The organism is Nocardia sp. NPDC050718 (assembly GCF_040654235.1).
Classification (GTDB): Bacteria; Actinomycetota; Actinomycetes; order Mycobacteriales; family Mycobacteriaceae; genus Nocardia.
Genome location: NZ_JBFAHQ010000002.1, coordinates 1,003,185 through 1,028,451, shown reverse-complemented (window position 1 = coordinate 1,028,451; position 25,267 = coordinate 1,003,185). Strand labels below are relative to the sequence as shown.

At 72.0% G+C, this 25,267-nt stretch carries 26 protein-coding genes; 10 read left to right on the top strand and 16 right to left on the bottom strand.

Annotated features, from left to right (window positions below; all coding sequences use genetic code 11):
• Positions 1-132: 132 nt before the first annotated feature.
• Complete coding sequence (locus AB0H54_RS14245) at positions 133-1,605, bottom strand: MerR family transcriptional regulator (protein ID WP_357345634.1); 1,473 nt, start codon at positions 1,603-1,605, stop codon at positions 133-135.
• Between the two features lie 41 nt (positions 1,606-1,646).
• Complete coding sequence (locus AB0H54_RS14240) at positions 1,647-2,315, bottom strand: hypothetical protein (RefSeq protein WP_355284568.1); 669 nt, start codon at positions 2,313-2,315, stop codon at positions 1,647-1,649.
• 118 nt (positions 2,316-2,433) lie between these two features.
• On the opposite strand from AB0H54_RS14240, the gene cobG reads away from it, so the two are divergent.
• Complete coding sequence (cobG, locus tag AB0H54_RS14235; RefSeq protein WP_357345631.1) at positions 2,434-3,624, top strand: precorrin-3B synthase; 1,191 nt, start codon at positions 2,434-2,436, stop codon at positions 3,622-3,624.
• 79 nt (positions 3,625-3,703) lie between these two features.
• Positions 3,704-4,795 (top strand): RNA ligase (ATP), encoded by a 1,092-nt coding sequence (locus AB0H54_RS14230; RefSeq protein WP_357345629.1) that lies wholly within the window; start codon positions 3,704-3,706, stop codon positions 4,793-4,795.
• Between the two features lie 50 nt (positions 4,796-4,845).
• Here AB0H54_RS14230 and AB0H54_RS14225 read toward each other — a convergent pair whose 3' ends face one another.
• The 3 genes from AB0H54_RS14225 to ddaH are packed head-to-tail and all read right to left on the bottom strand — an operon-like array spanning position 4,846 to position 6,962.
• Positions 4,846-5,283 carry a hypothetical protein gene (locus AB0H54_RS14225; RefSeq protein WP_357345627.1) on the bottom strand — a complete coding sequence of 146 codons (438 nt, stop codon included), beginning with the start codon at positions 5,281-5,283 and terminating at the stop codon, positions 4,846-4,848.
• On the bottom strand, positions 5,259-6,041 hold the full coding sequence (locus AB0H54_RS14220; RefSeq protein ID WP_357345625.1) for a low temperature requirement protein A: 783 nt from the start codon (positions 6,039-6,041) through the stop codon (positions 5,259-5,261). Before AB0H54_RS14220 ends, AB0H54_RS14225 begins: the two co-directional genes overlap by 25 nt.
• Positions 6,042-6,077: 36 nt before the next feature.
• On the bottom strand, positions 6,078-6,962 hold the full coding sequence (gene ddaH / locus AB0H54_RS14215; RefSeq protein ID WP_357345623.1) for a dimethylargininase: 885 nt from the start codon (positions 6,960-6,962) through the stop codon (positions 6,078-6,080).
• Between the two features lie 137 nt (positions 6,963-7,099).
• Here ddaH and AB0H54_RS14210 point away from each other — a divergent pair, with 137 nt between their 5' ends.
• The 5 genes from AB0H54_RS14210 (at position 7,100) to AB0H54_RS14190 (ending at position 11,118) form a co-directional block, all read left to right on the top strand.
• A complete protein-coding gene (locus AB0H54_RS14210; RefSeq protein ID WP_218718291.1) occupies positions 7,100-7,537 on the top strand; it encodes an Lrp/AsnC family transcriptional regulator in 438 nt (145 codons plus the stop codon).
• 48 nt (positions 7,538-7,585) lie between these two features.
• Positions 7,586-8,221 carry a precorrin-8X methylmutase gene (locus AB0H54_RS14205; RefSeq protein ID WP_357345621.1) on the top strand — a complete coding sequence of 212 codons (636 nt, stop codon included), beginning with the start codon at positions 7,586-7,588 and terminating at the stop codon, positions 8,219-8,221.
• Entirely contained in the window at positions 8,218-9,762 is a 1,545-nt protein-coding gene (gene cobJ / locus AB0H54_RS14200; protein ID WP_357345619.1) for a precorrin-3B C(17)-methyltransferase, read from the top strand. Before AB0H54_RS14205 ends, cobJ begins: the two co-directional genes overlap by 4 nt.
• 165 nt (positions 9,763-9,927) lie before the next feature.
• Positions 9,928-10,440 (top strand): ubiquitin-like domain-containing protein, encoded by a 513-nt coding sequence (locus tag AB0H54_RS14195; protein ID WP_357345617.1) that lies wholly within the window; start codon positions 9,928-9,930, stop codon positions 10,438-10,440.
• Positions 10,441-10,575: 135 nt separating this feature from the next.
• Positions 10,576-11,118, top strand: coding sequence for a PadR family transcriptional regulator (locus tag AB0H54_RS14190; RefSeq protein WP_355275465.1), 543 nt, complete (start codon positions 10,576-10,578; stop codon positions 11,116-11,118).
• 5 nt (positions 11,119-11,123) lie between these two features.
• Here AB0H54_RS14190 and AB0H54_RS14185 read toward each other — a convergent pair whose 3' ends face one another.
• The 3 genes from AB0H54_RS14185 to AB0H54_RS14175 form a co-directional block, all read right to left on the bottom strand.
• On the bottom strand, positions 11,124-11,876 hold the full coding sequence (locus AB0H54_RS14185) for a cobalt-precorrin-6A reductase (protein ID WP_357345754.1): 753 nt from the start codon (positions 11,874-11,876) through the stop codon (positions 11,124-11,126).
• 248 nt (positions 11,877-12,124) lie between these two features.
• A complete protein-coding gene (cbiE, locus tag AB0H54_RS14180) occupies positions 12,125-13,378 on the bottom strand; it encodes a precorrin-6y C5,15-methyltransferase (decarboxylating) subunit CbiE (protein WP_357345615.1) in 1,254 nt (417 codons plus the stop codon).
• On the bottom strand, positions 13,357-14,109 hold the full coding sequence (locus AB0H54_RS14175; RefSeq protein WP_357345613.1) for an SDR family NAD(P)-dependent oxidoreductase: 753 nt from the start codon (positions 14,107-14,109) through the stop codon (positions 13,357-13,359). Before AB0H54_RS14175 ends, cbiE begins: the two co-directional genes overlap by 22 nt.
• 98 nt (positions 14,110-14,207) lie before the next feature.
• Between AB0H54_RS14175 and AB0H54_RS14170 the strand changes: the two genes are divergently transcribed.
• Positions 14,208-14,606, top strand: coding sequence for a TIGR03618 family F420-dependent PPOX class oxidoreductase (locus AB0H54_RS14170; protein WP_355275469.1), 399 nt, complete (start codon positions 14,208-14,210; stop codon positions 14,604-14,606).
• Positions 14,607-14,612: 6 nt separating this feature from the next.
• On the opposite strand, the gene AB0H54_RS14165 is transcribed toward AB0H54_RS14170, so the two are convergent.
• Complete coding sequence (locus tag AB0H54_RS14165; RefSeq protein WP_357345611.1) at positions 14,613-15,740, bottom strand: Xaa-Pro peptidase family protein; 1,128 nt, start codon at positions 15,738-15,740, stop codon at positions 14,613-14,615.
• Positions 15,741-15,857: 117 nt separating this feature from the next.
• Between AB0H54_RS14165 and AB0H54_RS14160 the strand changes: the two genes are divergently transcribed.
• Entirely contained in the window at positions 15,858-16,829 is a 972-nt protein-coding gene (locus AB0H54_RS14160; protein ID WP_357345610.1) for a 5'-3' exonuclease, read from the top strand.
• 70 nt (positions 16,830-16,899) lie between these two features.
• Here the strand turns inward: AB0H54_RS14160 and AB0H54_RS14155 are convergent, their stop codons facing one another.
• From AB0H54_RS14155 to AB0H54_RS14125, 7 genes are all read right to left on the bottom strand, one after another.
• Entirely contained in the window at positions 16,900-17,619 is a 720-nt protein-coding gene (locus tag AB0H54_RS14155) for a DUF4333 domain-containing protein (protein WP_357345609.1), read from the bottom strand.
• A 119-nt stretch (positions 17,620-17,738) separates the two neighbouring features.
• Entirely contained in the window at positions 17,739-20,435 is a 2,697-nt protein-coding gene (locus tag AB0H54_RS14150; protein ID WP_357345607.1) for an RNA helicase, read from the bottom strand.
• Positions 20,436-20,438: 3 nt separating this feature from the next.
• Positions 20,439-21,392: a twin-arginine translocase subunit TatC gene (gene tatC, locus AB0H54_RS14145; protein WP_357345605.1), complete on the bottom strand. Its 954-nt coding sequence runs from the start codon at positions 21,390-21,392 to the stop codon at positions 20,439-20,441.
• Between the two features lie 95 nt (positions 21,393-21,487).
• Positions 21,488-21,754: a Sec-independent protein translocase subunit TatA gene (gene tatA / locus AB0H54_RS14140; RefSeq protein WP_357345603.1), complete on the bottom strand. Its 267-nt coding sequence runs from the start codon at positions 21,752-21,754 to the stop codon at positions 21,488-21,490.
• Positions 21,755-21,846: 92 nt separating this feature from the next.
• A complete protein-coding gene (locus tag AB0H54_RS14135; RefSeq protein ID WP_357345601.1) occupies positions 21,847-22,875 on the bottom strand; it encodes a 2-dehydropantoate 2-reductase in 1,029 nt (342 codons plus the stop codon).
• Positions 22,872-23,849 (bottom strand): YafY family protein, encoded by a 978-nt coding sequence (locus AB0H54_RS14130; protein ID WP_357345599.1) that lies wholly within the window; start codon positions 23,847-23,849, stop codon positions 22,872-22,874. Before AB0H54_RS14130 ends, AB0H54_RS14135 begins: the two co-directional genes overlap by 4 nt.
• Positions 23,846-24,841 carry a YafY family protein gene (locus AB0H54_RS14125; RefSeq protein WP_355275483.1) on the bottom strand — a complete coding sequence of 332 codons (996 nt, stop codon included), beginning with the start codon at positions 24,839-24,841 and terminating at the stop codon, positions 23,846-23,848. Before AB0H54_RS14125 ends, AB0H54_RS14130 begins: the two co-directional genes overlap by 4 nt.
• Before the next feature lie 105 nt (positions 24,842-24,946).
• Between AB0H54_RS14125 and AB0H54_RS14120 the strand changes: the two genes are divergently transcribed.
• On the top strand, positions 24,947-25,261 hold the full coding sequence (locus AB0H54_RS14120; RefSeq protein ID WP_355275485.1) for a thiamine-binding protein: 315 nt from the start codon (positions 24,947-24,949) through the stop codon (positions 25,259-25,261).
• The last annotated feature ends 6 nt before the right edge of the window (positions 25,262-25,267 follow it).

The window sequence follows — 25,267 nt, the reverse complement described above, 5'->3', positions numbered from 1 at the left end:
GGGAGTCGGCTGCCCGCCGCAAGGTCGCCGCGACGTCGTCGGGCGCCCCGAGACGCCATCGGCATGGTCGGTGGGTGGGCCGAGGGCGGCCGGGCAGGCCCTGCGGTGGTTACCTGACGGGCAGGTCGGCGGTCACCGGACGGGCAGGTCGGCGGGGGCAGGTCGGCAGGGCATGGCCAGGGTCAGCAGGTCGCCGTCGTCGGCGGAGCGGATTCGGGCGGGGAGGTCGGGGGCGGCGAGATCGAGCATCACGTCGGGGCCGACCGCTGCGGTGACGGCGGGGTACAGGGTGGTGACCGTGAAGTGGATCGTCATGCCCGGGCCGGTGACGGTCGCGGGCAGGCTCCGGGTGTCCTCGCCGTCGGCAGTTCGCACCTCACCCCCCGGATCGATGTGCAGCGCGATCGTGGACGAGCCGGTCCGCTCGAGCGCGTCCAGCAGTGCTGCCCGGCCCAGCACCACCCGGGTGGTGACAGCGGGCAGCGCCGTCAGCATTCCCCGGTAGTCGGGGAAGTCCTCGGCCGATCGGCGGCATCGTCGCCGATCCGCACCGGCCGCATCGACTGCGTCACCCACGCGGGGCTCGTCGGCCGCGGTTCCCCGTTCCCCGGGCCGGCGATCGTCGGTCGACGGTCGCGGCCGATCCGGTTCCGCCGGCCGATGGTGGCTACCGCGAACTCGGGCATCGGGTGCTTCCGCGCGCCCGGCCGGGTCGGCGGCGAGGACGATGTGGGTGGCTGCCACGCTGATCGTGACGGTGTGCGTTCGGCGCAGCCAGGAGGTGGCGGCACGGAGATCGTCGGCGTCGACGGTGACCGACCACGCGGTGGCGGACGGCTGCGACGGACGCAGGGTGCGGGTGGCCAGGCGGTAGCGGTCGGTGGCGGTGAGAGTCAGGTCCTGGGCGGTCGATTCGACGTGAATGGTATTCAGCACGGGCAGGTTCGGATCGATGACCGTCGCGGTCGCGATCTCGTCGATGGCGGCCGCGAGCAGTGGTCCACGCACCCGGAGGACGTCGTCCGCGGACGACCCCGGCCCGGTGCCGTCCGCCGGTGCGCTGCCGGTCACCCGCGCGGTGCCGCCCTCCAGCGCGGTGCCATCCGCCAGCGCGGTGCCATCCGCCAGCGCGGGACCGCAGGCCTGAGCGCGGCCGTCCATCGGTGCGCCATCGTTCACCGACGCCTGACCGTCCAGCGCACCCCCCTCCACCGGCGCCCGGCGTGAGCCGGGTCCGGTCCGGTCGACGGGGCCGGGGGTCACCTCGGCACGCACCGCTGTCCGGGCCGCGTCGGCGGCCGCGTGGACCGCCCGGAGCCGATGATGCAGTTCGGCGAGGTGGTCGTCGACCAGTTCGGTGGCGCGGGCGGGATCGGGCTCGGCGAGGACGGCGGCGACCGCGGGCAGCGGCATCTCGGCGGCACGCAGCCGGCGGATCAACCGGGCCGGGCCGGTCTGGCCGGGCGCGTAGTAGCGGTAGCCGGTGGACTCGTCGATCACGGCGGGGACGAGCACACCCGCGTCGGCGTAGAAACGCAGGGCGCTGGTGCTCAGGCCGCAGGCACGGGCGAAGGCGCCGATGGTGAGCAGGTCGGGTTCGGGCACCCGGCCATCATCGGGGTTCGAGCTGGTCGAAGGTCAAGCGCTCAGTCGCGGGTGGTGCCCACGGCGACCATCTCCGGGGAACCGGTGCCGAGATTGCGGTAGACGTTGGCGACCACCATCTGGCCGAGCGCGTTGTTGCCGACCCCGCCGATGACGGCGCCGATCCCGGCCGGGACGAGGGTGCCGAACAGCAGCAGGGTGCGTTTCACGAGGTAGTTGACGATGAAACGTTTGGCCGGGGAGTCGGGCATGCTCGCCAAGCCGGGAATGTGGTCGGTGACCACCCCGAGCCACTGGCCGGTCTTGTGCCCCGCGGTCTCGTCGAGCACCTTCGTGCCCGCCTCACCGAGGACGACCTTCGACACCAGGTACCTGCGGCGCGGGTCGTCGGGGTCGAGATCGTAGGCCGCGGCCGCGCCGACCGACAGCACCGAAGACGCCTCCAGGAACACGGCGGTGTCGACACCGGTCGCGGCCAGGCTCAGCAGGGTGCCCACCCCGGGCACGGCGGCGGTGAGGCCGACCAGCACACCGCTGGTGGTGACGACCACGAGGTACTGCCGCGACAGCCGCCGCAACGTCTCCACCGGCGCGTCCTCCGGATGCCTGCGCTCGAGCCAGTCGACATAGCGGCCGACCGTGCCGGTCTGCGCGTGCGCGACCCGGTCGAGCGCGGGAACGACACGCTTGTCCACGAATTCACGCAACATGCGGCGACCTCTCCTGTCGGCGAACGACCGGCGAACGATTCCCCGCCCACCCTAGGGGACATCCACCCGCACCGCCTGACGGCGGCGCGCCGGTCGGCGGTCGTAGGCTGGACGGATCATGACCAGGAGTACCCCCGATTCCTGCCCCGGTGTCCTGCGCCTGCACCAGGCCGCCGACGGGCCGCTGGCGCGGATCCGCGTCCCCGGCGGCCGGCTGGCGCCCCAGCAGCTGCAAGCCCTCGCCGACGCGGCCCGCGACCTGGGCAACGGCGCCTTGGAACTCACCTCCCGCGGCAATATCCAGCTGCGGCAGGTCCGTGACGCCGCCGCGCTCGCCGATCGGCTCGGCGCCGCGGGTCTGCTGCCCAGCCGCACCCACGAGCGGGTGCGCAATATCGTGGCGTCGCCGCTGTCGGGCCGGGTCGGCGGCTGGGCGGACGTGCACGGGCTCGCCGCCGACCTCGACGCGGGCCTGCGGGCCGATCCCCGGCTGGCGGATCTGCCCGGCCGGGTGCTGTTCACCGTGGACGACGGCCGCGGCGACGTGAGCACCCTGCGCGGCGACATCGGTATCCAGGCCGTCGCCGCCGACGAGTTCGCCGTGGTGCTCGCGGGCGCCGACACCGGGCTGCGGGTCAGCGCGAGCGAGGCGGTCGAGGTGATGCTCGACGCGGCGCGCGGCTTCCTCGACCTGCGCGGCACCGGCGACGACGGGCAGTGGCGGTTGCACGAGATCCCCGGCGGCGCCGAGCGCGTCATCGAGGCGCTGGACCGCTCCCCCGTCGGCGCGCCATTGGAACTCGGTGCGGCACACGATCTTCCGATCGGCTGGCTGGACCAGGACGACGGCCTGGTGAGCCTCGGCGCCGGGGTGCCACTCGGCACGCTGCCCGCGCGGACCGCGGAGTTCCTCGCCGCCGTCGAACGCCCCGTCTTCGTGACCCCGTGGCGCAGCCTGGTGATCACCGACCTCGACGAGGGACCCGCCGAGACGGTCGTCCGGGTGCTCGCGCCGATGGGCCTGATCTTCGACGCGCAGTCCCCGTGGTTGCAGGTCAGTGCCTGCGCGGGCCGCCCCGGCTGCGCGAAGTCACTCACCGACGTGCGCGCCGATCTCGCGGCCGCCGTCGAGACCGACCGCGTCCGGTCCGGTACCCCGGATCCCGCGCGGATCGTGGTCCCCGCCGAAGACGTCACGGTGGCGGGCCGCCAGCACTGGTCCGGCTGCGAGCGCCGCTGCGGCCGTCCGACCGGACCGGTCACCGATGTCGTGGCCACCCCCGACGGCTACCGCGTCGACACCCACTGACGTTCTCCCCCGGCGAAATTCGATCGACTCCGGCGCGCGCCGGCTCGTACGCTGACCACCTCGCATCGAGGGGGTTTCCATGTCCACACTGCAGGTGACGGCCGAACGACTGGTCGTCCACGCCCATCCGAACGCCGACCGGCTCGAACTGGCCCAGGTCGGCCTGTACCGGGCCGTCGTCGCCAAGGGCCAGTTCGCGACCGGCGCGCACGCGATCTACATTCCGGAGCAGGCCGTCCTGCCCGACGCGCTCATCGCCGAGCTCGGGCTGACCGGGAAACTGGCGGGGTCCCAGCACAATCGGGTGAAGGCCGTGCGGCTGCGCGGGGAGGTGTCGCAGGGCATCGTGTGCCTGCCCGGCGCGCTCGACGGTGTCGACCTGGCGGCTGCCGCTGACGCGGGCACGGACTTCGCCGAGCTGCTCGGGATCACCAAATGGGTACCGCCGGTGCCGGTCTCGATGGCCGGGCAGGTCGAAGCGGCGCCGGAGCTGCTGCGGTGGATCGATGTCGAGAACATCAAGCGGTTCCCCGGCATCTTCACCGCGGGGGAACCGGTGGTGGCGACGGAGAAGATCCACGGCACCGCGTGTCTGCTCACGCACGTGCGGGCCGAGGACCGGATCCTGGTGTCCTCCAAGGGCGTCGGCGGGAAGTCGCTGTCGCTCACCCCTGCGGAGGGCAACCTGTACTGGCGGGCGATCCGGGCGCACGGACTCGACGAGGCCGCCCGGAAGCTGGCCACCGCGCTCGACGCCGACCGGATCGGCCTCTTCGGCGAGGTGTACGGCGCGGGCGTGCAGGACCTGCACTACGGCGCCTCGGCCGCGCACGACGCCTCGCTGGGCTACGGCCTGTTCGACATCGCGGTCGCCCGGGACGGCGAACCGGTCCGCTGGCTGGACCCTGCCGAGATCGGCACGCTGCTCGACGAACTCGGGCTCGCCGTACCGCGGGTGCCGGTCCTCTACGAGGGCCCCTACGACGCGGCGCTGCTGCTGGCACTGGCCGAGGGCACCGAGACCGTCAGTGGCGCGGGCGCGAACATCCGGGAGGGCCTGGTGGTGCGCCCCGCGACCGAGCGGCTCTCGGCCGGCCTCGGCGGCCGCGCGATCGGCAAGATCGTCTCCGACGCCTATCTGCTGCGCGACGGTGGCACCGAATTCGAGTGACCAGCAGCAGCTTTCGCGCGCCGGTGCGGCGATCCGCACCGGCGCGCACGTCACACGGGGATCGGGCGACGCGCGCGGTAGGTCTCCGAGACGACCGCCGCCGTCAAGGTGATCGTCACACCGACCACCAGCCACATCCCGCCGAGATGCGGTGCCGCCCAGGCCAGGACCAGCGCGGCCAGCAGGCACGGTAGCGGCCAGCGCAGCAGCCAGCGGGGGCCCGCGCTGGCCAGCCCGCCCAGTCCGCAGACCAGGAAGAAGGCCGCGGCGCCGCCACCGAGGACCCAGCCGATGCCGGCGGGCAGGTGCCCCGACGGGTGCGCGGCCACCAGGCCGAGGCCGGCCGCGACGGTCGCCACCGTCCCGCTCAGCGCGCAGTGGGTGGCCATCACCCGGTGCCGGGTCACGTCGATCGTGCGGGTCGCGGCGTCCATCATGCGGGGCACGAACCCGTAGTGCAGCGTCAGCCCCACATGCCGAGCAGGCACAGGAACGCGCACACCCCGATCACCGCGACCGGCACCGTCCACTCCTCCACCGACACCGCCGCGATCACCGAGATCACGCCCTCCCCGAGCACGATGATCAGATACTGGCCGAGGCGCTCGCCCAGATGTCCCGGCTCCGCGTGCAGCATCCGCAGTCGCGGCGGCGGACGGCGCGGCGGGCGGGGCGGACCGGGACGGCGACGGCGCAGCCGGGAGCGCACCCGCCGCTGCGCGTCGAGCATCAACCGTTCGGCGTCGACGGTGAACATCACCCACAGGTCGATCGCGAGGCCGACGCCCCACAGCACGAACTTCCCCGGCGCGGGCACCCACAGCGAGACCAGCCACGGCAGTGTGCCGGAGCCGATCTGCGCGATCGGCCAGTCCACCACCACCTGGCCGCGACCCCACGCCGAGGACGACGCGATCCGGACCACCACGTAGATCGCGGCGAAGACGTTCGCGTGGTCCTCGGGCATCCCGTCGACGGCCGCCATCATCACGCACAGGCCGAACATGCAGCCGAACACCAGGGTGGTGCGCGCCTGTTCGCCCGCGACATTGCTGTACACGGTGACGCAGGCCCACACCACCCAGAACGCCAGATACAGCAGCGCGTACAGGCCGAACTCGCCCAGCGACGGACCCCGGTGCAGCAGGTGCGTGAGCTGGCCGATCCCCGCGACGGCGACGAGGTCGAAGAACAGCTCGGTCCAGCTGGCGCGCCGTTCCGCCGTGGTCTGCTCCGGGTGTGCCACCCGGACAGTATGTGGGCGTCGCGGGGCTGCCCCGGGCTACCCGGCGGTCGTGTCGCGGCGCGTGTGCAGTTCCAGCACACAGCACTTCACGCCGCCGCCGCCCTTGCGCAGTTCGGACATGTCGACCGGCACCGGCGCGAATCCGCGGTCCCGGAGGGCGGCGATCAGACCGGTGGCGCCCGGGTCGAGGAAGACGTGGTGCCCGTCGCTGACGCCGTTGAGGCCGAACGACAGCGCGTCGTTCTCCTCGGCCAGGATCGCGTCCGGGTACAGCGCGGCCAGCACATCGCGGGCGGCCGGGCCGAACGCGGCCGGGTAGTAGGCGATGGTGGCGTCGTCGAGGACCATCAGCGCGGTGTCGAGGTGGTAGAACCGCGGATCGACGAGTTCCAGCGACACCACCGGCAGGTCGAAGTACCGCTCGACCTCGGCGTGCGCGGACAGCGAGCAGCGGAAGCCGACACCGGCCAGGATCCGCTGCCCGGCGAAGGTGAAATCGCCCTCGCCCTCGTTGGTCTCGGACGCGGGGGCGAGCGCGCGCAGTTCCCTGGCCGCGAACCAGCGGTGGAACGCCGGCCCCTCCGCCGCGCGTTCGGGGTGGGCGAACCGGGCCGAGAGCGCGTGCCCGCCGATCACGATCCCGCTGTTGGCCGCGAACACCATGTCGGGCAGGCCCGGTTCGCCGGGGACGGTCTCCACGGTGTGCCCGTGTTCCTCGAGCACCGCCCGCAGGATCTCCCACTGGGCCAGCGCCCGCGCCCGGTCCACCGGGGCGGCGGGGTCCATCCAGGGATTGATCGCGTAGGCGACCGCGAAGTGGTCGGGCCTGCACATGACATAGCGGCGCGGGGTGGCGACCCGCGCGGGCGCCGGGGCGACCCGCGCGGAGGTGGTTTCGCGAAGGGGGGCTGCGGCGGTCATCAGGACTCCCGGTGGCTGCGCGGATCGACGTGTTGCTACGACGGTAAATGTGTGCGCGTTGCACAGGGAACACCGATTCGTTGCGCATTTCGGTGTCAGAATGGAGAAATCTTGCGTCCCATCGGCGAAGGAGTGACGTGGACGATATCGATCGCCGCATCCTGTCGGTCCTGCTCACCCACGCCCGCGCCTCGTTCCAGGAGATCGGCGCGGTGGTCGGGTTGTCGGCGCCCGCGGTGAAGCGGCGGGTGGACAAGATGGTGGCCAGCGGGCAGATCACCGGGTTCACCGCGCAGGTCAATCCCGCGGCGCTGGGCTGGACCACCGAGGCCTATGTGGAGGTGTACTACCGCGACAACATCTCCCCCGCCGAACTGCGCCGCACCCTGGAACCGATTCCGCAGGTCGTCGGCGTGTGGACGATCGCGGGCGAGGCCGACGCGCTGGTGCACGTGATGGCCACCGACATGGCCGAGATCGAGGTGACGGTCGAGCGGATCAGGGAGAACGCGCGCGTGGGCCGCACCCGCAGCTCGCTGGTGATGTCGCGCATCCTCGAGCGGCCGCGCACCTGAGCCACCGCGGCGGAAACGCCGCCGGACACAGGTTCTAGGGTGGTCGGCATGTCCGACGTGCGTACCAGCTACCTCACCGACGGGGCCGAGATCTATCGGCGCTCGTTCGCGACGATCCGCGCCGAAGCCGAGCTGGCCGGTTTCCCGGCCGATGTCGAGCGGGTCGCGGTGCGCATGATCCACGGTTGCGGGCAGGTCGACCTGGCCGGCGACATCGCCTACTCCCCCGGCGTGGTCGCCGCGGCCCGCGCCGCCCTGCGCGCGGGCAAGCCGATCATCTGCGACGCGAACATGGTCGCCGCCGGCGTCACCCGCAAGCGGCTGCCCGCCGACAACGCGGTGCTGTGCAACCTCACCGACCCGCGGGTGCCCGCGCTCGCCGCCGAGCTGGGCAACACCCGGTCGGTGGCCGCGCTGGAACTGCTGCGCGATCAGCTCGACGGCGCGGTGGTCGCCATCGGCAACGCGCCCACCGCGCTGTTCCACCTGCTCGACATGCTCGACGCGGGCGCCCCGACACCCGCCGCGATCATCGGCATCCCGGTCGGCTTCATCGGCGCCGCCGAATCCAAGCAGGCGCTGATCGACTTCGGCGGGGTGGAGTACCTCACCGTGCGGGGCCGCCGCGGCGGCAGCGCGATCACCGCCTCGGCCCTCAACGCGATCGCGAGCGAACAGGAATGAGCGAGATCAGCACCGGCAAACTGTGGGGTATCGGCCTCGGCCCCGGCGATCCGGAACTGGTGACGGTGAAGGCGGCCCGCCTGATCACCGCCGCCGACGTGGTGGCCTTCCACAGCGCCCGGCACGGGCGCAGCATTTCGCGCGGGATCGCCGAGCCGTACCTGCGCGCCGGCCAGATCGAGGAGCACCTGGTCTACCCGGTGACCACCGAGACCACCGATCATCCCGGCGGCTACCAGGGCGCGATCGACGAGTTCTACGAGCAGGCCGCGGCCCGGCTCGCCGTGCACCTGGCGGCCGGGCGCTCGGTCGCCCTGCTGGCCGCCGGTGACCCGCTGTTCTACAGCTCCTACATGCACATGCATCGCCGGCTGGCCGATCGGTTCGAGGCCGAGATCGTCCCCGGGATCACCTCCGTCAGCGCGGCCTCGGCGGCGCTGGGCACGCCGCTGGTCGAGGGCGAGCAGGTGCTCACCGTGCTCCCCGGCACGATGCCGGTCGAGGAGCTCACCCGTCGCCTGCGCGATACCGACGCCGCGGCGATCATGAAGCTCGGCCGCACCTATCCCGGTGTGCGCCAGTCACTCTCGGACGCGGGGCGCCTCGACGACGCCTACTACGTCGAGCGCGCGAGCAGCACCCGCGAACGGGTGCTGGCCGCCGCCGACGTCGACGAGGCCGACGTGCCCTACTTCGCGATCACCCTGGTGCCCGGCCCGACCCCGACCACCCCGATCGTCGCCAGGGACAGGGCCGCCTCCGCCGCCGAGCCCCCGGCCGAGCCCGTCACCCCGGGCGAGGTCGTCGTGGTCGGGCTCGGCCCCGGCGACACCGCGTGGACGACGCCGGAGGTCACCGCCGCGCTGGCCGAGGCCACCGATCTCGTCGGCTACACCACCTACATCGACCGCGTGCCCGCCCGTGCGGGACAGCGCAGGCACGCCAGCGACAACAAGGTCGAGTCCGAACGGGCCGCCATGGCACTGGATCTGGCCAAGCGGGGCGCCAGGGTCGCGGTCGTGTCCTCGGGTGATCCCGGCGTGTTCGCGATGGCCGCCGCGGTGCTCGAGGTGTCGGCCGAGCCACAGTTCGCGCAGGTGCCGGTGCGGGTGCTGCCCGGCCTCACCGCCGCCAACGCGGTCGCCAGCCGGGTGGGCGCGCCGCTCGGGCACGACTACGCGATGATCTCGCTCTCCGACCGGCTCAAGCCGTGGGACGTTGTCGCCCAGCGCCTTTCGGCTGTCGCCGCCGCCGATATGGCGATCGCCGTCTACAACCCGGCCTCGTCGCAGCGTCGCTGGCAGGTGGGCGCCATGCGCGATGTGCTGCTGGCGCACCGCGCGCCGGAGACGCCGGTGGTGCTCGGCCGCGATGTCGGCGGGCCGACCGAATCGGTCCGGGTGATCACCCTCGGCGAGCTCGATCCGGACGAGGTCGACATGCGGACGCTGCTGATCATCGGCTCGTCCACCACCGCCGCGTTCCAGACCAGCGAGGGCACCCGCGTGTTCACCTCGCGGCGGTACGGCACGACGGTCTAGTCCGCGCGATCCGCCACGAGGACACCCCCGAGGTCAGCCGGATCGGGGGTGTCCGGTGGCACACTGGGGTGCGGCGGGCCCGGCCCGCCATGGCACAGCGTGACATCTCGTTTCCTGGTTCGATTCCCCAACGCGTCCTCGTGGACGATGAAAGGACTCACCACGATGAGAGTTCAGCACCACGCACGTCGCTCCGCCCGCTCCACCTCGTTACGCCGCGCGCTGGCGGCAGGGCTGACCACGGCGGCATTGTCCGCGCCGATGGCCGCCCTGGTCGTTCCCGCCGTCGCGTCGGCGCAGCCCGCACCACCGATTCCCGGCGCCCCCGCGCTGCCCGGCGCACCGGGCGCTTCCGAGACACCCGACGCCCCCGCGGCTCCTGCGGCACCCGCCGCCCCCGGCCTGCCGGGCCTTCCGGGCCTGCCCGGCGCGCCCGCGTCACCGATCGCGGAGTCCCTCACACTGGCGGTCACGAACGCCGACGGGGCGAGCTTCCCGGTCACCGTCGACGCGGCGGCGCAGGTCGACGCGTTGAAGGCGCTCGTCGCGGAGCAGACCGGCATCCCAGCCGAGCAGCAGCGACTGCTGGTCGACGGTGATGTCGAGCTCGCCGACGGCACCCCGCTCGCGCAGTACCAGCTCGGCGACGGCGACACCGTCACCCTCGCCCTGCGCTGATCGACCCGCGCGGCGGTGGCCCCGCCGGGGTCACCGCCGCGCCGGGCGAACACACCGCAACACCTCCGGTCTTGGTGGACAGCGCACCCAGGCGTAACATTCCACTTAGGAATGTCGTTCGAAGGGAGTTGACCGTTGACCGATACCGCGACTCGACGCCGCCCACTGAACTCCACCGCGGCCTCACTACTGGGGTTCCTGCACGAGGGCCCGATGTCGGGCTGGGACCTCGCGACCCAGGCCCAGCAACGGATCGGCGACTTCTGGACGATCACCCAGAGCCAGGTGTATCGCGAGCTGACCGCCATGGACGCCGCGGGCCTGGTGACCAAGGGCGAACGGGGCGCCAGGGAGCGCACGCCCTACCGGATCACCGACACCGGCCGCGAGGCCTTCGCCGAGTGGATCGCCCGCGATCCCGGCGCCGAGACGATCCGGGTGCCGCTGCTGCTCACCCTCTCCTTCGGCGAACACCTCGACCCGGCGCATCGCGACCGGATCATCGCCGCCAACAAGAACATCCACCAGGACCGGCTCGACCGCTACCTCGACGAGGACCCGACCGCGCTCGCGCCCCATCAGCGCGCCACCCTCGAATTCGGCATCGCCTACGAACGGGCGGTGCTGCACTGGTTCGACCAGCTGCCCCGCATCTTCACGGGGCCGCGACCGCAGTGAGCGGCTCAGCGCACCCGGGGTGAGGCCGCGTCGTGCAGCCAGTCCACCGCGGCGCCGACCTCGTCGACGGTCACCGCGCCGACCGGCAGCGGCGGCCGATCGATCATCACCACCGGCAGGCCCGCGGTGCGGGCCGCGAAGATCTTCGCCTCGGTCTGCTCGCCGCCGCTGTTCTTGGTCACCAGCACGTCGATCCGGTGCCGCGACATCAGCACCAGCTCGTCGTCGAAGGTGAACGGTCCCCGCGCCAGCAGCAGTTCGTAGCGCGGGGGCAGCGGCGCGGCGGGCGCGTCGATCGAGCGGATGACGAACCGGTGCCGCCCGCAGCCGGCGAACGCGCCGACCCCCTGCCTGCCGATGGTGAGCAGCACCCGCTCACCGTGGGCGGCCAGGGCGGCGGCCGCCGACGACAGATCGGGCACCCGCGTCCACAGGTCACCGCGGCGCTGCACCCACTCGGGTCGCCGCAGGTGCAGCGCGGGGATGCCCAGGTCGTCCGCGGCGGTCGCCGCGTGGGAGCTGACCTGCGCGGCGAAGGGATGGGTCGCGTCCACGACGGCATCGATCGCGTTCTCACGCAGCCAGGTTCGGAGGCCCTCGACACCACCGAACCCGCCTACGCGGACCGGACCGACGGGCAGCCGCGGCTGCGCGACCCGCCCGGCGAGGGAGGACACGATGTCGAGTCCCCGTTCACCGGACGCGATCCGCGCCAGCTCCCGAGCTTCGCCCGTGCCGCCGAGGATCAGGACCCTCAGGGCTGCCCGCTGACATCGGCCCAACCTGCGGCGACCGGCGACGCGCCGACCGCGATGAACTTCGTGTACTTCATGTAACTCCCCATCATGGAAAAATCGAACCGGCGGGATTTACCCGGAACGGCCCCGACCCTACCCTCGAGGCACGCTTCTTACACGTTCGGTTCGTAACTTTCATGGCATCAGGACCCAGCATGAACGATTTCACCGTGATCTGCGCGTGATTTGTCCGTGATCGAAGAATCGCGCTAACCAGCGGGTTTTGTGACGATCCACTGGGCGACCGGGAGGTGCGGCCGCCACGCGGTGAACCCGCCGAGCGGTTCACCCCGGTAGATCTGGAATTTTCGCAGCACGCCGCCGTGGGTGGCGGTCCAGTCCAGCAGCTGCGCTTCCGATTCCGCGGTGACCGCGTTGGCGACCAGGCGACCGCCCGGGCGCAGCCGCTGCCAGCACTGGTCGAACACACCGTCCTGGGTGAGCCCGCCGCCGAGAAATATCGCATCCGGCGCCGCCAATTCGCGCTCGGCAAACTCCGAGCGCACCTCACCCCTGACCGTTATTCCCGGAACGCCCAGCGCGGCGGCATTGACGGCGATCTGCTCGCGGCGCGCGGGCAGCCGTTCGAAGGTGACCGCACGGCACAGCGGATGGGTGCGGCACCATTCGATCGCGATGCTGCCGGACCCGCCGCCGACATCCCACAGCGTCTCGCCAGGCGCCGGGGCCAGCGCGGTGACCGTCAGGGCCCGGACTTCGGCTTTGGTGAGCTGGCCGTCGCCGGTGAAGGCGGTGTCGGCCAGGCCGGGCAGCCGGGTGTCGCGGCGGCCGCCGACCTCGGCGACGCAGTCGATCGCGACGACGTTGAGCGGGTCGCCGTGCGGGTGGGCCCAGCGCGCCGCGGTGCCGGTGCGCGTGCGTTCGGCGGGCCCGCCGAGCTGTTCGAGCACGGTGAGCGTGGACCCGCCGAACCCGTTGTCGCGCAACAATCGCGCCAGCAGGTGCGGGGTGGACTCGTCCTCGCTGAGCACCAGCAGCCTGCGGCCGTCGGCCAGTTCGGGCAGCACGGTGGGCAACGGGCGGGCAACCACACTCACCACCGGGACCTCGGCCAGCGGCCAGCCCAGCCGCGCGCACGCCAGCGACACCGAGGACGGCTGCGGGAACACCCGCAGCGCCCGCGCGCCGAAGCGACGGGCCAGGGTGACGCCGATGCCGTAGAACATGGGGTCGCCGCTGGCCAGCACCCCGATGCGCCGACCGGCTTTGCGCGCGAACAACTCCGGCAGCGCGGGCAGCAGCGGGCTCGGCCACGGCACCGATTCGGCGTCGCTGTCCGGGAGCAGCGCCAGCTGGCGCGGCGACCCGAAGACGACCTCGCACGCGCCGATCGCGGCGCGGGCCGGCTCGCCGAGCCCGGACCAGCCGTCGGCGCCGATGCCGAGGACGACGATCGGGTGCCCCGTCCAGGCCGCGTCGATCACCGCGGCATCCGGCGCCACACGAACTGCGGCAGCAGCCGCATCACGAAGAACATCACCGCGAGCCTGCCGGGCACCGCGACGTAGGTCTTGCCGCGGCCGAGGGCCCGCACGACGGAGTCGGCGACCTGGCCGGGCGTGCTGGACATCGGCGCGGGATCCATGCCGGTGGTCATCCGGCCGATCACGAATCCGGACCGGACCAGCAGCAGCTGGACACCGGTGCCGTGCAGGGCGTCGCCGAGCCCCTTCGCGAAGCCGTCGAGCCCCGCCTTCGCCGAACCGTAGACGTAGTTGGCCCGGCGCACCCGCACCCCGGCGATCGAACTGAACACGACGATCTGCCCGGAGTCCTGGGCCCGCAGCAGGGTCGCCAGCGTCGTCAGGACACTGACCTGGGCGACGTAGTCGGTGTGCACGACCGCGACCGCGTGGGCCGGATCGTGTTCGGCGCGCGCCTGATCGCCGAGGACGCCGAAGGCCACCACCGCGGTGCCGATGCCGCCGTGCTCGGCGGCGAGCTTCTCCAGCAGGGGCGCGTGCGTTGCGGTGTCGTCGGCGTCGAATTCCACGGTGTGCACGGCGGTCGCGCCCGCGGCGCGCACCTGCTCGATCTCGGCGTCCAGCGCGCCGGACCGGCGGGCGGCCAGGATCACCACACGTCCGGGCGCCAGCCTGCGCGCCACCTCGACCCCGATCTCACTGCGTCCGCCCAGGACCAGCACCGGTCCGTCGTTCTGCTGCTCTGCCATGGGATCAGTCTGTCATCCGGCGCCGGACGGGGAATTCGGGTGTCGAGGGCCGAAACCCGCGCGATCGACGGCATGTCGTCCGGGCTACCGTTTCCCGCATGCCGACCGCCACCACACCGCTGTCCCCCGCCGCCCTCGACTTCGTCACCGAGCGGCACCTGGCCACCCTGACGACCCTGCGCGCCGACGGCACGCCGCACGTGGTCGCGGTGGGGTTCACCTGGGATGCCGAGAGCGGGATCGCCCGGGTCATCACCGACGGCGCCTCGGTGAAGGCGCGCAACGCGGCGCGCGGCGGGTACGCGGCCGTGAGTCAGGTCGAGGGTCCGCGCTGGCTCACCCTCGAAGGGCCCGCCACCGTGCTCACCGAGGCCGACGACGTGGCCGAGGCCGTGCGCCGCTACACCGCCCGTTACCGGGTGCCGCGGGAGAACCCGACGCGGGTCGTCGTCGCGATCCAGGTGCGCCGGGTGCTCTCGTCGAGCACGCTGAAGTAGGCCCGCCTACAGGACCGTCAGACCGTGCGGCCGGTTGTTCATCGACTCGGCGCCGTCGGCGGTGACGACCACGATGTCCTCGATCCGAGCGCCCCACTTCCCACGGAAGTAGATGCCGGGCTCGATGCTGAAGGCCATGCCCGGCTCGAGCACCAGGTCGTTGCCCGCCACGATGTAGGGCTCCTCGTGCACCGACAGGCCGATGCCGTGGCCGGTGCGGTGCACGAAGGCGTCGCCGAGGCCCGCGTCGGCCAGCACGGTGCGCGCGGCGGCGTCGATGGACTCCGCGGTCACCCCCGGGCGGACCGCGGCCACCGCGGCGGCCTGGGCCGCCTCCAACAGGGCCATCTGCTCGGCGACCTGCGCGCTCGGCGACCCGAGCACGTAGGTGCGGGTGGAGTCGGAGTAGTAGCCGGGTTCGACGGGGCCGCCGATATCGATGACGACCACGTCGCCGGATTCCACGACCCGGTCGGAGACCCCGTGGTGCGGATCGGCGCCGTGCGGGCCGCTGCCGACGATGACGAACGCCGCCTCGGTGTGGCCCTCCTCGACGATGGCGGCGGCGATATCCGCGCCGACCTCGGCCTCGGTCCGGCCGGGCCGCAGGAATTCGCCCATCCTGGCGTGTACCCGGTCGATGGCGGCGCCCGCCCGGCGCAGCGCCTCGATCTCGGCCTCGTCCTTGATCATCCGCGACTGCCGCAACACCGGGGTCGCCGACGCGGGCAGGCCGGTGGTCGACTCGGCGAGCGGGATCAGGTGCAGGGCGGGCATGGCGTCGGCGACGGCGATGCGCGAGCCGGCGTGCAGGGTCGAGCGCACCAGCTGATACGGGTCGACGCCGTCGACCCAGTCCAGGACCTGCAGGCCGAGTTCGCCCGCCGCCGATCCGTCCAGCGAGGCCAGCTCGAGTTTCGGGATCACCACCGAGGGCGTGGCGCCGTCGGCGGGGATCACCAGGCAGGTGAGCCGCTCGAAGGATTCGGCGGCCGAACCGATGAGATATCGCAGATCGGGGCCGGGAGTGATGAGCAGGGCGTCCAGATGCGCCGCGCGCATCAGTTCGACCGCCCGCTCCAGCCGCTGACCGTAGACATTCGCCGCGAACCTGGCATCCGTGTGCGCGCTCATAGGGTCCGACGTTACCCGCCACGGGCGCACGGGCCCAGGACACGTGATCTCCCCGCGACCGGACGCGCCCGGAGCACGGTGGGCACGGGACGGCGCTTTCGGGGCACAATCGAGCCCGTGACCGCTGACCAGACCTCCCGTGGACCCCTGCTGATCCTCGACGGCGCCAGCCTGTGGTTCCGCGCCTACTACGCGATCCCCGACAAGCTCAGGGCGGCCGACGGACGCTCGGTCAACGCGCTGCGCGGCTTCACCGACATGGTGGCCTCGCTGATCACCAAGCACCGGCCGAGCAGGCTGGTGGTCGGGCTCGACCTGGATTGGCGGCCGCCGTTCCGGGTGGCGCTGGTGCCGTCGTACAAGGCGCACCGGCTCGACACCAGCAGCGGCGCGGCGCCGGGCGCCGAGGAAGTCCCCGACACGCTGACCCCGCAGGTCGAGATGATCCTCGAGGTGCTCGCCGCCGCCGGGATCGCCACCGGCGGTGCGGAGGGGCTCGAAGCCGACGATGTGCTCGGCACGCTCGCCAGCCGGGAGCGGACGGACCCGGTGGTCGTCGTCAGCGGCGACCGCGATCTGCTCCAGCTGGTCCGCGACGAGCCGGCGCCGCCGGTCCGGGTCCTCTACGCGGGCCGCGGCCTGGCCAAGGCCGAACTGTTCGGGCCCGCCGAGGTATCGGCGAAATACGGTGTGCCGGAGCGGAACGCGGGACCGGCCTACGCCGACATGGCCACCCTGCGCGGGGACGCCTCCGACGGGCTGCCCGGGGTGGCGGGCATCGGCGACAAGTCCGCGGCGCAGCTGATCTCGAAGTTCGGTTCGCTCGACGCCCTGCTCGCGGCGGTCGACGATCCCGGATCCGACCTGGCCAAGGGTGTCCGCGCGAAACTGGTTGCGGCCCAGGACTATCTGAAGGTCGCCGCGCCGGTCGTGCAGGTGGTGCGCGATGCCGAGGTGATCATGTCCGGACCGGACACACTGCCCGCGACACCGGTCGACCCCGATCGGCTGCTCGCCCTGGCTGCCGCCTACAACGCCGAGAGCCCGATCACCCGGCTCGTCACCGCGCTGACCGCGGCCCACAGCTGATCCCGGCCCGGCAGACGATTCCGGGCCGCCCGCGTACGCGCGGTCGGCCCGGAATCGGGGGTGCGGCAGCCTAGTTCGGGCGGCCGACCTCGTAGGTGCCATCGTCCTTGGTGATCTTGACGGTGACCTTCTTCGCCTCACCGCTGACCTTCAGGTCGCAGGTGAAGGTCGCGTCGACCTTCACCTCCTGGCCCGAGGGGCACGACACGTCGGAGACGTCGGCGATGCCGTAGGAGTCCTTCAGCACGCGCGAGACGCCGTCCTGCACGGCGGCGGAGTCGAGTTCGTCGGAGGAGAACACGACCAGGATCAGACCGACGACGGCGGCGAGCACCAGCACGCCCGCCGCGATCAGACCGATCACCAGGCCCTTGCCCTTGCCACCCGACGACGGGGGCTGCTGGCCCCACTGCTGCTGACCGGGCTGCTGCGGCTGCTGTCCCCACTGCTGCTGCGGCTGACCCCACTGCTGCTGCGGCTGCTGCGCGTTCCAGTCCTGCGGCGGCGGCTGGGTCTGACCCCACTGCTGCTGCGGGCCGGTCGGCTGCTGCGGCTGCTGTCCCCACTGCGGCTGCTGCGCCGGTTGCTGCGGCTGCTGACCCCACTGCTGCTGCGGCTGCTGCGCGTTCGGGTCACCCCAGTGCTGGGTCGGCTGAGCCTGCTGCGGCTGCTGCCCTCCACCCCAGTGCTGGGTGGGACCGGCGCCACCGGCCCCCTGCTGACCTCCCCAGTGCTGGGTGGGATCGTTGCTTCCCTCCCCTGGGCCATTCGGTCCGTACGGGCCGCTCATCCACTCGCCTCCACTCGCATCGTTGTACATACGGTAGCCCCCCGCGCCAGGCCAGCCGCTTTCGCACGACTCCGCCATCACGGTCGGTACGCCAGGAAATCAAATCACAGACGTATCCACTACGCGGCGTCCACTGCGACGACACCCCGCCGAACCGCGCGCACCGCCTTGGCCGCGGTGGCCGCGATCTCGGGATCGTCGGCGGTGTTGTGGATCTGGTCGAGCAGGTCGATGACCTGCCTGCACCAGCGCACGAAATCGCCCGCCGACAGCGGCGTGCCCTGATCGCCACTGGCCAGCAACGCCTCGGCCAATGCGTCGCCGCGGGCCCACTTGTACACGCCGGTGACGAAACCGAGGTCGGGTTCACGGGTGGGCGGCAGCTTGTGCCGTGCCTCGTCGGAGCGCAGCTGGGTCCACACCTCGATGGTCGCGCCGACCGCCCGCCGGATCGGTTCGGTCGGGCCGGACGCGGTGAGGAACCCGCCTTCCTGGCGCGACTCGTAGACCAGCGTGGAGACCACGGCCGCGAGTTCGGCCGCACCGAGCCCGCGCCACAGCCCCTGGCGCAACACCTCGGCGACCACCAGGTCGCTCTCGGCGTAGATCCGGGCCAGCCGCCTGCCGTCGGCGGTCACCTCGCCGTGCTCGACGAACCCGCGTTCCTCGAGCAGGCCGACGATCCGGTCGAAGGTGCGCGCCAGTGAATTCGTCGTCGCGGCAACCTTCTGGCGCATCGACTCGGTCTCGCGCGCGAGGCGGGCGTAGCGCTCACCGGTGCGGCTGAGCTGTTCGCGATCGGGCCTGTTGTGCGCCGGGTGCGACCGCAGGCTGCGGCGCAGCGTCGAGAGCTCGCGATCCTCGCCGCCGCGGGTGTGGTCGTTGCGCCTGCGCCTGCCCGGCGCGGAGATCCCGGTGCTGCGCAGGGCCGAGGCCAGATCGCGGCGGATGCGGGCGGTGCGGTGATCGACCCGCCGTGGCAACCGCATGTGCCCGAGCGCCTCGGCGGGCACCGGGAAGTCCGCCGCCGAGACCCGGCCCGCCCAGTGGTCCTCGGTGAGCACCAGCGGACGCGGGTCACCGGGGGTCTGATCGGGTTCCAGGATCACCGCGAGCCCGGCGCGCCTGCCCGACGGAATCGCCACCACGTCACCGCGGCGCAATTCGATCAGGGCCTTGACAGCGGCACCGCGGCGATCGGCGCGGCCCTGCTGCTGGATCTCGCGCTCGCGCTGCTTGATCCGCTCGCGCAGCGACATGTACTCCATGAACCCGCCGTCGACGCCGCCGAGCTGGCTCTCCAGCTTGCGCATCGCGCCTTGGTTGCGTTCGATGCCGCGCACCAGCCCGACGACCGACCGGTCCGCCTGGAACTGGGCGAAGGACCGCTCGAGCAGCGCCCGCGCCTCCTGGGCACCCATCCGGTCGATCAGGTTGATCGACATGTTGTAGCCGGGCCGGAACGAACTGCGCAGCGGATAGGTGCGCGTGGAGGCCAGGCCGGCGACCGCGCTGGTGTCGACCTCGGGCTGCCACAGCACCACCGCGTGTCCCTCGACATCGATGCCGCGCCTGCCCGCGCGCCCTGTGAGCTGGGTGTACTCCCCCGGCGTCAGCTCGGCGTGCGATTCACCGTTGAACTTCACCAGGCGCTCGAGCACGACCGTGCGGGCGGGCATGTTGATGCCCAGCGCCAGGGTCTCGGTGGCGAACACCGCTCGGACCAGCCCCTGGACGAACAGTTCCTCCACGGTGTGCCGGAACGCGGGCAGCATGCCGGCGTGGTGGGCGGCCAGCCCGCGGTGCAGCGCCTCGCGCCACTCCCAGTAGCCGAGCACCTCGAGGTCGCCCTTGGGCAGGTCGCCGGTGTGCTTCTCGATGATCTCGTCGATCCGCGCGGCGTCGTCGGGCCTGCTCAGGTCGAGCCGGGCGCGCAGGCACTGGGCCAGCGCGCCGTCGCAGCCCGCGCGGCTGAAGATGAACGTGATCGCGGGCAGCAGGCCTTCCTCGTCGAGGCGGGCCAGCACCTCCGGGCGCGGCAGCGGCCGGAAGTTGCCGCGACCACCGCGGCCGCGCGGGCCGCCGTAGCCCTGCATCCGGTCGGCGGCCTCACGCTGGCGGATGAACCGCACGAGGTCCTCGTCGACGAGCACCTTCTGGTCGCTGGACTTGGTGTCGAACAGGTCGAACATCCGCCGCCCGACCATCACGTGCTGCCACAGCGGCACCGGCCTGGTCTCGTCGACCACCACGGCGGTGTCGCCGCGCACGGTCTCCATCCAGGCACCGAACTCCTCGGCGTTGGACACCGTCGCCGACAGGCTCACCAGCCGCACGTCCGGCGAGAGGTGCAGGATGACTTCCTCCCACACCGCGCCGCGGAACCGGTCGGCCAGGTAGTGCACCTCGTCCATCACGACATAGGACAGTCCGCGCAGCGAGTCCGAGGACGCGTAGAGCATGTTGCGCAGCACCTCGGTGGTCATCACGACCACCGGTGCGTCGGGGTTGATCGACTGGTCGCCGGTGAGCAGGCCGACGCTGTCGCGGCCGTAGCGCGCGGTCAGGTCGGCGAACTTCTGGTTCGACAGCGCCTTGATCGGCGTGGTGTAGAAGCATTTGCCGCCCGAGGCCAGCGCCATGTGGACCGCGAACTCACCGACGATCGTCTTGCCCGCGCCGGTCGGGGCGCAGACGAGCACACTGTGCCCGTCCTCCAGCGCCGCGCAGGCGGTCCGCTGGAAAGGGTCGAGATCGAAAGAGATTTCGCTGGCGAACTGCGCCAACTCGTTGGCCCGCGCGGGAGAATCGGTCACCCGTCAGAGCGTATCGGAGTAGTCCGACACCGGGCGGGTGGTTTTCTCCGGGTCGGCGACCGGGTCGGCGGGCCGCACCGGGTCCGGCGTGTCCAGCGGGGAGGCCTCCTCGTCGGAGAGCGAACCCCAGCCCTCGTTCGCCGCGCGGCGGGCCCGGCGGGCGTCGTTGAACCGGGCGAACTGCACCGCCAGTTCGAACAGCACGGTCAGCGCGCAGGCCAGCGCCAGCATCGAGAACGGGTCCTGCGGAGTCACGACGGCGGCGAAGACGAACAGGCCGAAGATGATGCCGCGCCGCCACGCCTTGAGCTTGACGTAGGGCAGCACGCCGACCAGGTTCAGCCCGATGATGACCAGCGGCGTCTCGAAGCTGACGCCGAAGATGATCAGCAACTGGATGATGAACCCGAAGTACTGGGTACCGCTGAGCGCGGTGATCTGGACGTTGTCACCGATGGTCAACAGGAACGACAACGCGTGCGCGACGACGACGTAGGCCAGCACGGCGCCGGTCACGAACAGCACGCTGCCCGACACCACGAACCCGACCGCGTACCGGCGTTCCTTGGCATAGAGGCCGGGGGTGATGAACGCCCACAGCTGGTACAGCCAGAACGGCGCCGCGAGCACGACACCGGCGGTGAAGCCGACCTTCAGGCGCAGCATGAACTGTTCGAAGGGGGCGGTCGCCAGCAGCCGGCAGGAGCCGTCGGCGCTCAGGCTCGCCCGCGCCGACTCCGGCAGCGAACAGTACGGTCCGCGCAGGATCTCGCCCAGGCTCTCGATGCCGAGGAACGGATGCGCGTACCAGAAGAAGCCGACGAGCGTGGTGACCGCGATCGCGGCCAGCGCAAGCAACAGCCGGGTGCGCAGTTCCTGCAGGTGCTCGACCAACGACATGGTGCCGTCGGGATTCGTCCTGCGCTTGCTGCGCCGTGGATCGAACGGAATGCGCATGGTGGGTGGTGGCCTCTAACCCTCGGTCCGGCGGATGCTCGACAACAGCACTCAGCCCCGGAGCGACTGACGCGCTCCGGGGGTGAACACCGAGGTCAGGCCGACTTCTGGCCCTGCTGCGGTTCGACGATCGGGGTCTGCGCCTGCGGGGCCGACGCGGGCAGCTGCTGCTGCGGCGCCGGGGTGGCCTGCGGCTGCGCGGCCTGCGTGGCCGACTCCGACTGCATCTGCCCGACCTCGCTCTTGAAGATCCGCAGCGACCGGCCGAGACCGCGCGCCGCGTCCGGCAGCCGCTTCGCGCCGAAGAGCAGGACGAACAGCAACGCGATGATCAGCAGGTGCGTCCAGCTGAACGTGCCCATTATCAGATACCTCCAAAGACTGTGGTGATTACCGATGCTACCTGCACTCGGAGCGTCATGACCGGCCACCCGCAGCGGTGTTCGCCACGCGTTCAACCCTGGACGGCGGACGCCGCCCCGGTCAGCTCGGCGAACAGCCGGCTTCCGGTGAACCGGCGGGTGTCGCCGGATTCGGCCTTCCGGATCAGCTCGGTGAGCCTGCGGTTGACCGGTGTCGGCTGCCCGACCATTTCGCCGAGGCGCACGATTTCGCCGCACAACCACGCGATTTCCGTCCGCCTGCCCAGGGCGAGATCGTCGGCCATCGAGGAGCGGGCCAGCGGGTCGATCGCCAGCACCTTGCCGAACACCCGGCGGAAGACGACATCGGGAACGCGCAGCAGATGCACCATGAGTTCCGGCGGGATCGGCGTCAGCTGGGCGGGCCGAATTCGCGCAGTGTTCATCACCGCGAGGGCTTCGGCCTGGGCGAGCGCGAGGCAGCGGCGGTAGTCGCGCTCGGCGAGTTCCTCGCGCAGCGGCCGCCCGGACAGCGCGTTGATCGGGTTGTTGAGGTTGAGCAGCAGCTTGGCCCACTGCACCGGGCGCAGGTCGCGATAGCGGCGCAGCGGCAGGCCCGCGGCCCGGAAGTGGTCGGCGAACCGGTCGACCACCGGGTCGTCCTGGATCGCCACGACGCCGTCGCTGCCCCGGTGGAACCGGCCGTTGCCACGGTGCACCACGTTGAACGGGACCATGCCGGGCAGCACGACGCTGGTGGGCAGGACCTCCCGGATCAGGCTGTCGTTGCCGATGCCGTTCTGCAGGCTCACCACCGGGGTGCCGGGGCGCAGCCTGCCCGCGACGGTCCGCACGACGGACGCGGTGGCGGCCGATTTCACGGTGACCAGGACGAGGTCGGCCAGTTCCGGTTCGTCCGGCTCCAGAGCCAGCCCGAAGCGGTCCGGCGACACGTCGATCGAGCCGCCGTCGAGATCGGTGAGGTGCAGACCGTGCTCGGCGATGTCGTCGAGCACGCGCTGGCGGCCGACGAAGATCACGTCCAGGCCCGCCGCGGCCAGCTGGCCGCCGATGAAGACCCCGATGCTGCCCGCCCCGAGGACCAGTACTCGCTGGTTCACGCGGATTCGGTCTCCCCGGGCAGTCCGGCGGCCGCGTAGGCGGCCAGGGCGGCATCGGCGCGGTCGCGCACCGCCGTGACCAGTTCCGGCGGGCCGAGGACGGTGACGCCGGTGCCGAACCCGAGCAGCAGGCGCGCCATCCACTCGGCGGAGGCGAAGCGCATGCCCGCCTCGATGCTGCCGTCGGGGCGGGACTCGATGCGGTGCATCGGGTACTGATCGAGCACCCAGGCGTAATCGGCGCGCAGGCGCAGCCTGGCCAGCGGCACGTCGGGGTCGTCCTGGAACAGGTCGAGGGCGGCCGCGTCGGCGGCGGCGTGGCTGGGCGGGCGGGCGGGTTCGTCGAGTTCGGTGGCGTCCTCGATCCGGTCGAACCGGAACAGGCGCACGCCCTCGGCCTGCCTGCACCACGCCTGCAGGTAGCTGTTGTTGTCGACCAGCACCACCCGGATGGGGTCGACGATGCGTTCGGACACCTCGTCGCGGCTGGCCGAGTAGTAGACCAAGCGCAGGGCGTGCGCGTCGGCGAGCGCGGCGCGCACGGTGGCCACGACCGGCTGTTCGACGGGCACGGCGGCCGGGGTGACGACGGCGTCGGTGCTGGCGATGGCCGATTCGATCTTGGCGATCGCGGCGTGCGCGGCGGTCGGGTCGACCATGCCGGGCATCTCCACGATCGAGCGCAGCGCGACCAGCAGCGCCGTCGCCTCGGTGGAGGTCAGTCGTAGTGGCCGGTCGATGCCCGCGGAGAAGGTGACCTCGATGCTCTCCTCGGAGAACGACAGGTCGATCAGATCGCCGGGCCCGTACCCGGGCAGCCCGCACATCCACAGCTGGTTGAGGTCGCTCATCAGCTGTTTGGTGGTCACCCCCAGCTCGGCGGCGGCCTCGGCGGCGCTGATGCCGGGGTGCGCGAGCAGGTACGGCACCATGTTCAGCAGGCGCGAAAGGCGTAGGGACAGGCGCGAACTCACGACGCCACCTCCGTGTGGTCGAGTACCGACCGTAGCCGGTTCATCACGTCGGCGCGCAGTTCCGGCGGATCCAGCACCAGCACATCCGGGCCCAGGCCGGTGATCAGCCGGGCCACCCAGTCGCGCGAGCGGACCGGTACCTCGACGACCGAGCCGTCGCGGCCGCCGAGTTCCCTTGGCCCGAGTTCGGTGCCGATGCGGCGCAGTTCGCGACCGCGCCCCTTGGCGACCCAGACGGTGGCCGACCCGGTGACGGGCGCGTCGCCGGTGACCCGGTCGACGATGGCGCGCAGATCGGCGTCGGCCGGCTTGCGGACCGCGTTGTGCGGACCGTACGGCGTGACCTCGCCACCGATCCGGGACAGCCGGAAGGTGCGCACGGCGTCACGCTCGCGGTCGTGCCCGACCAGGTACCAGCGACCGTGCCGGGTGACCACGCCCCAGGGTTCCACATCGCGGGTGACGAACGGATCGGTGACGGCGCTGTGGTGCCCGAACCGCACCGCCTGCCCGGCGTCGATCGCCGCGAGCAGCTCGCGCAGCACCGGCTCCGAGCCACGGGTGCGAGCCGGCACGGCGGGCACCGACACCCCGACGTTCTCCGTCTCGACGGTGACGCCGGCCGCGCGCAGCTTCAGCAACGCGCCCTCGGCGGCGCTCGCCAGCTCGGGCGAGGCCCACATCTGCACGGCGACGGCGACCGCGGCCGCCTCCTCGCTGGACAGGTCGATGTCGGGCAGCTCGTAGGCGTCGCGGTTGATCCGGTAGCCCTCGAGCGTCGAGAACCGCCCCACCGGGCCCACTTCCAGCGGAATGCCCAGGTCGCGCAGTTCGTTCTTGTCGCGCTCGAACATCCGGCTGAACGCCTCGTCGGTCGCGGAGTCCTCGTAACCGGCCACACTGGCGCGAATGCGCTCCGCGCTCAGGAACTGCCGGGTCGACAGCAGCGCGATGACCAGATTCATCAGCCGCTCGACCTTGGATATCGCCACCCGATAGAGGGTAATGGTCGGGTGACCGCGGCGGCGCGTCGGCGCACGGTTGCCCGCGGTGCGCGGCGGCACAATGGTGCGGATACCCGCAGCGAAAGGACCACCATGCTTGTTGCGTTCTCCGTGGCGCCCAGTGGCGCCGCCCATGCCGACGGGTCGGTCGGCGAGGCCGTGGCGGCCGCCGTGCGCGTGGTGCGGGCCTCGGGCCTGCCGCATCGGACCGATGCGATGTTCACGACGATCGAGGGCGACTGGGACGAGGTGATGGCGGTGGTGAAGTCGGCGTGCGACGCGATCCTCGCGGTCGCGCCGCGCTGCAGCCTGGTGCTCAAGGCCGATCTGCGGCCCGGTGTCACCGACGCGCTCACCACCAAGGTCGCGACGATCGAGCGCTACCTGGCCGAGGGCGACGGCTACTAGGCCGCC

Excerpts from the sequence above, each read along its gene's own strand:
- AB0H54_RS14240 (WP_355284568.1), bottom strand. The coding sequence starts at position 2,315 with ATGTTGCGTGAATTCGTGGACAAGCGTGTCGTTCCCGCGCTCGACCGG.
- cobG (WP_357345631.1), top strand. The coding sequence starts at position 2,434 with ATGACCAGGAGTACCCCCGATTCCTGCCCCGGTGTCCTGCGCCTGCAC.
- AB0H54_RS14230 (WP_357345629.1), top strand. The coding sequence starts at position 3,704 with ATGTCCACACTGCAGGTGACGGCCGAACGACTGGTCGTCCACGCCCAT.
- ddaH (WP_357345623.1), bottom strand. The coding sequence starts at position 6,962 with ATGACCGCCGCAGCCCCCCTTCGCGAAACCACCTCCGCGCGGGTCGCC.
- AB0H54_RS14205 (WP_357345621.1), top strand. The coding sequence starts at position 7,586 with ATGTCCGACGTGCGTACCAGCTACCTCACCGACGGGGCCGAGATCTAT.
- cobJ (WP_357345619.1), top strand. The coding sequence starts at position 8,218 with ATGAGCGAGATCAGCACCGGCAAACTGTGGGGTATCGGCCTCGGCCCC.
- AB0H54_RS14195 (WP_357345617.1), top strand. The coding sequence starts at position 9,928 with ATGAGAGTTCAGCACCACGCACGTCGCTCCGCCCGCTCCACCTCGTTA.
- AB0H54_RS14175 (WP_357345613.1), bottom strand. The coding sequence starts at position 14,109 with ATGGCAGAGCAGCAGAACGACGGACCGGTGCTGGTCCTGGGCGGACGC.
- AB0H54_RS14170 (WP_355275469.1), top strand. The coding sequence starts at position 14,208 with ATGCCGACCGCCACCACACCGCTGTCCCCCGCCGCCCTCGACTTCGTC.
- AB0H54_RS14165 (WP_357345611.1), bottom strand. The coding sequence starts at position 15,740 with ATGAGCGCGCACACGGATGCCAGGTTCGCGGCGAATGTCTACGGTCAG.
- AB0H54_RS14155 (WP_357345609.1), bottom strand. The coding sequence starts at position 17,619 with ATGAGCGGCCCGTACGGACCGAATGGCCCAGGGGAGGGAAGCAACGAT.
- tatC (WP_357345605.1), bottom strand. The coding sequence starts at position 21,392 with ATGCGCATTCCGTTCGATCCACGGCGCAGCAAGCGCAGGACGAATCCC.
- tatA (WP_357345603.1), bottom strand. The coding sequence starts at position 21,754 with ATGGGCACGTTCAGCTGGACGCACCTGCTGATCATCGCGTTGCTGTTC.
- AB0H54_RS14120 (WP_355275485.1), top strand. The coding sequence starts at position 24,947 with ATGCTTGTTGCGTTCTCCGTGGCGCCCAGTGGCGCCGCCCATGCCGAC.